The organism is uncultured Allobosea sp., assembly GCF_945956895.1.
Lineage (GTDB): Bacteria > Pseudomonadota > Alphaproteobacteria > Rhizobiales > Beijerinckiaceae > Allobosea.
Window position 1 is genome coordinate 1 of sequence record NZ_CAMFJF010000120.1, and the last position, 5937, is coordinate 5937.

General features: G+C 65.8%; 5 protein-coding genes, 1 tRNA gene and 1 pseudogene. 1 reads left to right on the top strand and 6 read right to left on the bottom strand.

What is annotated here, in order from left to right; translation table 11 throughout:
• The 4 genes from Q0Q02_RS22880 to Q0Q02_RS22895 all read right to left on the bottom strand — a co-directional run.
• Positions 1 to 905 (bottom strand): branched-chain amino acid ABC transporter permease (locus Q0Q02_RS22880; RefSeq protein WP_293813020.1); only part of this gene is annotated, 905 nt, incomplete at its 3' end.
• A gap of 214 nt (positions 906 to 1119) precedes the next feature.
• Entirely contained in the window at positions 1120 to 2286 is a 1167-nt protein-coding gene (locus tag Q0Q02_RS22885) for an ABC transporter substrate-binding protein (protein WP_293813022.1), read from the bottom strand.
• Between the two features lie 182 nt (positions 2287 to 2468).
• Positions 2469 to 3020: a 3-hydroxyanthranilate 3,4-dioxygenase gene (locus Q0Q02_RS22890; protein WP_293813024.1), complete on the bottom strand. Its 552-nt coding sequence runs from the start codon at positions 3018 to 3020 to the stop codon at positions 2469 to 2471.
• A 179-nt stretch (positions 3021 to 3199) separates the two neighbouring features.
• Positions 3200 to 4174, bottom strand: coding sequence for a dihydrodipicolinate synthase family protein (locus Q0Q02_RS22895; RefSeq protein WP_293813026.1), 975 nt, complete (start codon positions 4172 to 4174; stop codon positions 3200 to 3202).
• Between the two features lie 220 nt (positions 4175 to 4394).
• Here Q0Q02_RS22895 and Q0Q02_RS22900 point away from each other — a divergent pair, with 220 nt between their 5' ends.
• Positions 4395 to 5303: a LysR family transcriptional regulator gene (locus Q0Q02_RS22900; protein ID WP_293813028.1), complete on the top strand. Its 909-nt coding sequence runs from the start codon at positions 4395 to 4397 to the stop codon at positions 5301 to 5303.
• A gap of 203 nt (positions 5304 to 5506) precedes the next feature.
• On the opposite strand, the gene Q0Q02_RS22905 is transcribed toward Q0Q02_RS22900, so the two are convergent.
• A tRNA-Val gene (locus Q0Q02_RS22905) sits at positions 5507 to 5581 on the bottom strand.
• A 167-nt stretch (positions 5582 to 5748) separates the two neighbouring features.
• Positions 5749 to 5937, bottom strand: a pseudogene (locus Q0Q02_RS22910) (response regulator); the annotation flags it as partial.

Here is a 5937-nt window from a genome sequence, read left to right on the forward strand (position 1 = left end):
GCGGGGAACAGTCCCTTGGGCCGCACCAGCAGCACGATCGCCATCAGCAGGTAGATGCCCATCGAGGCGAGGCCGGCGCCGAGCGCATCGGCCTCCGAGCCGGTCATGACATGGCGCAGCAGGCCGGGCATGAAGGCGCGCAGGGACGTGTCGACGAGGCCGACGAGCAGCGCGCCGAAGAAGGCGCCGCGGATCGAGCCGACGCCGCCGATCACCACCACGACGAAGGTCATGATCAGGATCTGTTCGCCCATGCCGACCTGCACGGCAAGGATCGGCCCGGCCATCAGCCCGGCGAGGCCGGCGAGCAGGGCGCCAAGCGCGAAGACAGCGGTGTAGAGCAGGCGGATATCGACGCCGAGCGCACGCACCATCTCGCGATGCGTGGCGCCGGCGCGCACCAGCATGCCGACGCGGGTGCGGTTGATCAGCAGATAGAGCCCGAGCGCGACCAGGAGGCCGACGGCGATGATCGCGAGCCGATAGACCGGATAGGTCAGGCCGGGCAGGAGCTGCACGGAGCCGTTCAGCGCCGGGGGAACCGAGATGAAGAGCGGCTGGCGGCCGAAGAGCAGCGTCACGCTCTGGTTGAAGATCAGGATCAGCGCGAAGGTCGCCAGAACCTGATCGAGATGGTCGCGCGCATAGAGCCTGCGCAGCACGACGAGCTCCATCACCATGCCGATGAAGGCGGCGGCGGCGAGGCCGGCGAGCATGGCGATCAGGAAGGAGCCGGTCTGCGCCGCGGCGAAGGCAGCGGCATAGGCGCCGACCATGTAGAGCGAGCCATGGGCGAGGTTGATCACGCCCATGATGCCGAAGATCAGCGTCAGCCCGGCCGCGAGCAGGAACAGCATCACGCCGAACTGCAGGCCATTGAGCAATTGTTCGAGAACGAGGGTCATCGCTGTTACATTCGGGCCGTGTGCGCTCCTGCGGAGCCGCAGGCCAAGATTCCATAAGTCCGCCGGTTGCCTTGCGACGGAACCGCACTGTCATCCCGGGCTCGACCCGGGATCCATCGTTGGGCGCTGAGCCTTATGATGGATCCCGGATCAGCGCCGCTTCGCGGCTTGTCCGGAATGACGGTGTGTTTCCAGTGCGATCCGGATTACCGGTTCAGAGCTTGCAGTCCTTGGCGTAGACGTCGCCATGGTTGCTCAGCACCTTGGTGCCGGTGGTCTTGAGCATCGGCGTGCCGTCGGCGCCTTTCTCGACCTTGAGCGCGTACCAATCCTGCACCGGGTGCTGGTTCGGGCCGAACTTGAAGGCGCCGCGGACCGACTGGAAATCGGCCTTGGCCAGCGCCGTGCGCAGCGCGGGCACATCGGTCTTGCCGCCGGTTGCCTTCAGGGCGGAGGCGATGGCCAGTGCGGCGTCGTAGCCCTGGCTGGCATAATAGGTCGGGGCGCGATTATAGGCCTTGGTCCAGGCCTCCATGAACTTCTTGTTGGCGGCGTTGTCGAAATCCGAATTCCAGTGCGCGGTGACGCTGAGGCCGAGCGCGGATTCGCCGACCGCCTTCAGCGTGGTGGCGTCGAGCGAGGGCTCGGCCAGCACCATCGGGGTCTTACCGAGCAGGCCGGCTTGCTGGTACTGGCGCAGGAAGGCGATGCCGAGGCCGCCGGGGTGGAACTGGAAGACGACGTCGGGATTGGCCGCGCGGATCTGCGCCATCTCGGGGGCGAAGTCGGTCTGGTCGAGGCGGGTATAGACCTCGCCCGCGATCTCGCCCTTGAACATGCGCTTGAAGCCGGTCAGCGCGTCCTTGCCCGCCTGGTAGTTCGGGGCGAGGATGAAGGCCTTCTTGTAGCCGAGATTGGTGGCGTATTGGCCCGCGCTCTCGTGCAGGCTGTCGTTCTGCCAGGAGACGACGAAATAATTGGCGTTGCACTCCTTGCCGGCGAAATTGGATGGCGCGGCGTTGGGGCTGACATAGAGTGCACCGGAATCGACGATATCCGGCACGGTCGCGCCGGCGACGTTCGAGAAGACGATGCCGGTCAGGATTTTGATGCCGTCGGTCTTCAGCATCTTCTCGGCGATCTGCTTGCCCTGGCCGGGCTTGAGCGCATCGTCCTCGACGACGAGCTCGACCGGCACGCCGCCGAGCTTGCCACCTTCCATGTCGATGGCGAGCTTGAACGCGTCGCGGATGTCCTGGCCGAGATAGCCGCCCGGCCCTGAGAGCGTGGTGATCATGCCGATCTTGACCGGCTGCTGGGCCAGCGCCGTGGAGGCCGCCAGCGTCGTCGCGATGCCGAAAAGCAATCCGCGCAGTTTCATCATGGACTCCAGTCGTTCCGTTTTGCCTCTGAGATGGTTCGACGCGGCATTTCTGCGCCACCGCGCTTAGGCCTGTTCCCGCGCAACATCACCGCGCCCCGAGCGGGACGCAAGGCGCTGCTGCCCGTTATCCAAGCACGGACTCGCCCGCGACGGGGAGCTCGCCTTTCGATGCGGCGCCCTTAGAGCGCAACCCAGCCGGCCGGCGGCTTGCGGCCGGGGTGGAGCGCGCCGCAATGCTTGCAGGTGCGGGCCTTCTCGTCCGCGAAGAAGGCTTCGTAGAGCGGCGGCAGGTCCTTCACGAGGTCCTCGACCGTGACCTCGATGCGGTGCACGAGGCCCTGGCATTCGAAGCAGTACCATTCGAAGCCGTCGACCTGGCCGGCATGGCGCGCCGGCTCGACCACGAGCCCAATCGAGCCTTCCTGCGGGCGTTGCGGGGAATGGCGCACATGCGGCGGCAGCAGGAAGACGTCGCCCTCGCGGATCGTCACGTCGTAGTGCTTCCCGTTGTCGACCAGCTTCAACATCATGTCGCCCTTGAGCTGATAGAAGAACTCTTCCACCGGGTCGTCATGATAGTCGGCGCGCTGGTTCGGGCCGCCGACGACCATCACGGTCATCTGGCCGTCGTCGAACACCTTCTTGTTGCCGACGGGCGGCTTGAGCAGGTGCTGGTGCTCCGCGATCCATTTCTTGAAGTTGAAGGCCTTGAGCCGTCCTTCGGTCGCCATCTCACCTCTCCCGCTGTCGTCTCAGATATCGATTGGTTGCTCGGAAACACGCCGTCATCCCGGGCTTGACCCGGGATCCATTCCGGAGCGCTTCCGAAGAAGGTTCAGGCATGGATCCCGGCTCTACGCTTCGCTCCGGCCGGGATGACCCGTGTTTTCCGACAGGCGCCAACATGCCTCTAGCCGGCCTTGGCGAGCGGCGCCTTGCCCAGGCCGCAGGCTTCGAAGGCGGCACGCGTCGCGGCCTTCTCGGCCTCGGTCAGCTCCAGCATCGGCGGGCGGACGCGTCCGCCGACCTGCCCGAGCAGCTCCTGCCAGTATTTCTGGTGCGCATGCGGCTTCTCGGCCGGGCGCGTGCCGCGCAGGGCCTCACGCACCGGGTCCAGGCTGTCGCGGATGGCGCGGGCCTTCTCGGCCTCGCCGCGGAAGGCGAGATCGGTGTATTCGCGCATGCGCCGGTCGTTCGCCGTCTGGATCAGGTAGGGCGGCGAGGAGCAGAGATAGAGCTGCCAGCCGAGCTCGAGGATGTTGTCGAGCCATTCCTCCTCGGACGCCGTGCTGACCAGGATGCGGTCGCCGGCGAGCCGCGTCAGCTCCGCATACATCGGCCGCGGCACGCTGTACTTGATCGCGACGACGTTCTCGATATCGGCGAGCCGATTGCAGAGCTGGGGGCTCATCAGATAGCCGGAATCCGGGTGGCTCCAGAGCGCGATGCCGATATCGATCTTCTCGGCGATGGTCCGGTAATATTCGTAGAGCGTCTCGTCCTGCGCCTTGAAAAAATGCAGGATCGGCGCGTGCACGACGATGTAGTCGGCGCCGACCTTCTGGGCGTGCTTCGCCAGATCGATGACGACGTCCATGTTCTGGTCGGAGCAGGACATGATGGTCTGGCCGCGGCCGGCGGAGGCCTCGACCGCCAGCTCGAAATTGCGCTTGCGCTCCTCGATCGACATCGAGAAGAACTCGCCCTGCTTGCCGGCGATGAACAGGCCGTCGATCTTGAGGTCTTCGAGCCAGTGGCGGATGTTCTGCCTGAAGCCGTCCTCGTCGATCGCGAGGGTATCGGTGAAGGGCGTGAGCGCGGCCGCCCAGATGCCCTTCATATGGGCGCGGGCATAGGCCTTGGCGTCCTTCTTGGCGTATTTCATCAGGCCGGCTCCCGCATTCCGGAGCGGTTCGGGCGGAAGCGGCTTTCGTGAGACGCGCCCCTTGCGCGCCATCATCCGAAATGCCCTTGCCCGACAACCTCTCCCAGGCAGCCCGACATGCATGTCGGGCGATGAGGGATGATGGCATGAGAGCCGGGGTATACGGCAACTCGTAACATTCGTATGAATTCGGAAGCTATTCTTATAAATCGGAAAATCCATGGCGATCACGTTGCGCCAGATCCAGGCCTTCCTGGCCGTGACCGAGCAGGGCACCTTCACCAAGGCGGCCGAGCGCCTGAACATGGCGCAGCCGGCCCTGTCCCAGCTCGTGCGCGATCTGGAGCGGGAACTCGGCATCCGCGTGCTCGACCGCACGACGCGGCGCGTCGAGCTGACCGAGGGCGGGCGCGAGTTCCATGGGGCTGCGCTGAAGATCGTGCAGGATCTCGATACCGCCGTGCTGAATGCCAATGGCCTGGCCGAGCGTCGTCGAGGCCGGATCGTGGTGGCGGTGCCGCCCTTGCTCGCGGCGGTGATCATGCCGCCGACGATCGTGGCGCTGCAGCAGAAATATCCCGGCCTGCAGGTCGCGATCATCGATGCGCGCAACGACCTCGTCGTCGAGGCCGTGCGTTTCGGCAAGGCCGATTGCGGCGTCGGCACTTTCCCGGCGCTCGACGACACGATCGAGCGCACGACGCTCGCCCGCGACAGCCTGATGTTGTTCTGCGGTCGGGGCAGTCGCTTCGCCGCATGCGATTCGGTGGCGTGGCGCGATCTCGCCGACGAGCCGCTGGTGACGCTGACCCGCGACAGCGGCATCCGCCTGCTCGCCGAGGTCGGCTATGAGACCGCCGAGATCACGCTGAAGCCGGCCTATGAGGTGACGCAGATCACGACCGCGCTGGCGCTGGTCGAGGCCGGGCTCGGCATCGCGGTGTTGCCGACCTATGCGCGGGCGGTGGCGCCGGCCTCGGTGCTGGTGCGGCCACTGACCGAGCCGTCGATCGCGCGGGACATCGTGATGATTCGCCTTGGCGGGCGTTCTGCCTCGCCGGCGCTCTCTGCCTTCGAGGGGTTGCTGCGCCGCTTCGTGCGCCAGCTCGCGCCGAGCGAAGCGGATTGAGGAGCCGTGCGCAGGCCTCGTCCGCCGTCATTGCGAGGAGCGAAGCGACGAAGCAATCCAGGGGGACTGGGCTCAGGTGTTCCACCCAGTCCCCCTGGATTGCTTCGCTGCGCTCGCAATGACGGTGAGGTGAGAAGACCCCGAAAAGCAAAAAGGCCGCCCGGTGAGGCGGCCTTTCGTCCCTGTATTGCAAGGGCATCAAATGGTGGGCGCGACAGGGATCGAACCTGTGACCCCTACGATGTCAACGTAGTGCTCTCCCGCTGAGCTACGCGCCCGTCGCCGCCCTGAGGTGGCTTCCGGAAGCGTGTCCGGGCCGTGTGGGCCGCGATCACGCTGCGAGTGAGGGGGCTATAGCGGCTCGCTTCGCGGGTGGCAAGGCGTTTGCCGCATAAATTCTCACGAGGCTGTTGGCATCTGCCGGAGCGAGATGCCGAACCGGCTTTCAGGCGGCCAGCAGCTTCTCCACCTCGCTGACGAGTTCGCGCAGGTGGAAGGGCTTGGAGAGCACCTTCGCATCCTTCGGCGTCTGCGAATCGGGATTGAGCGCCACGGCGGCAAAGCCCGTGATGAACATCACCTTGATGTCGGGATCGAGCTCGGTGGCGCGGCGCGCCAGCTCGATGCCGTCCAT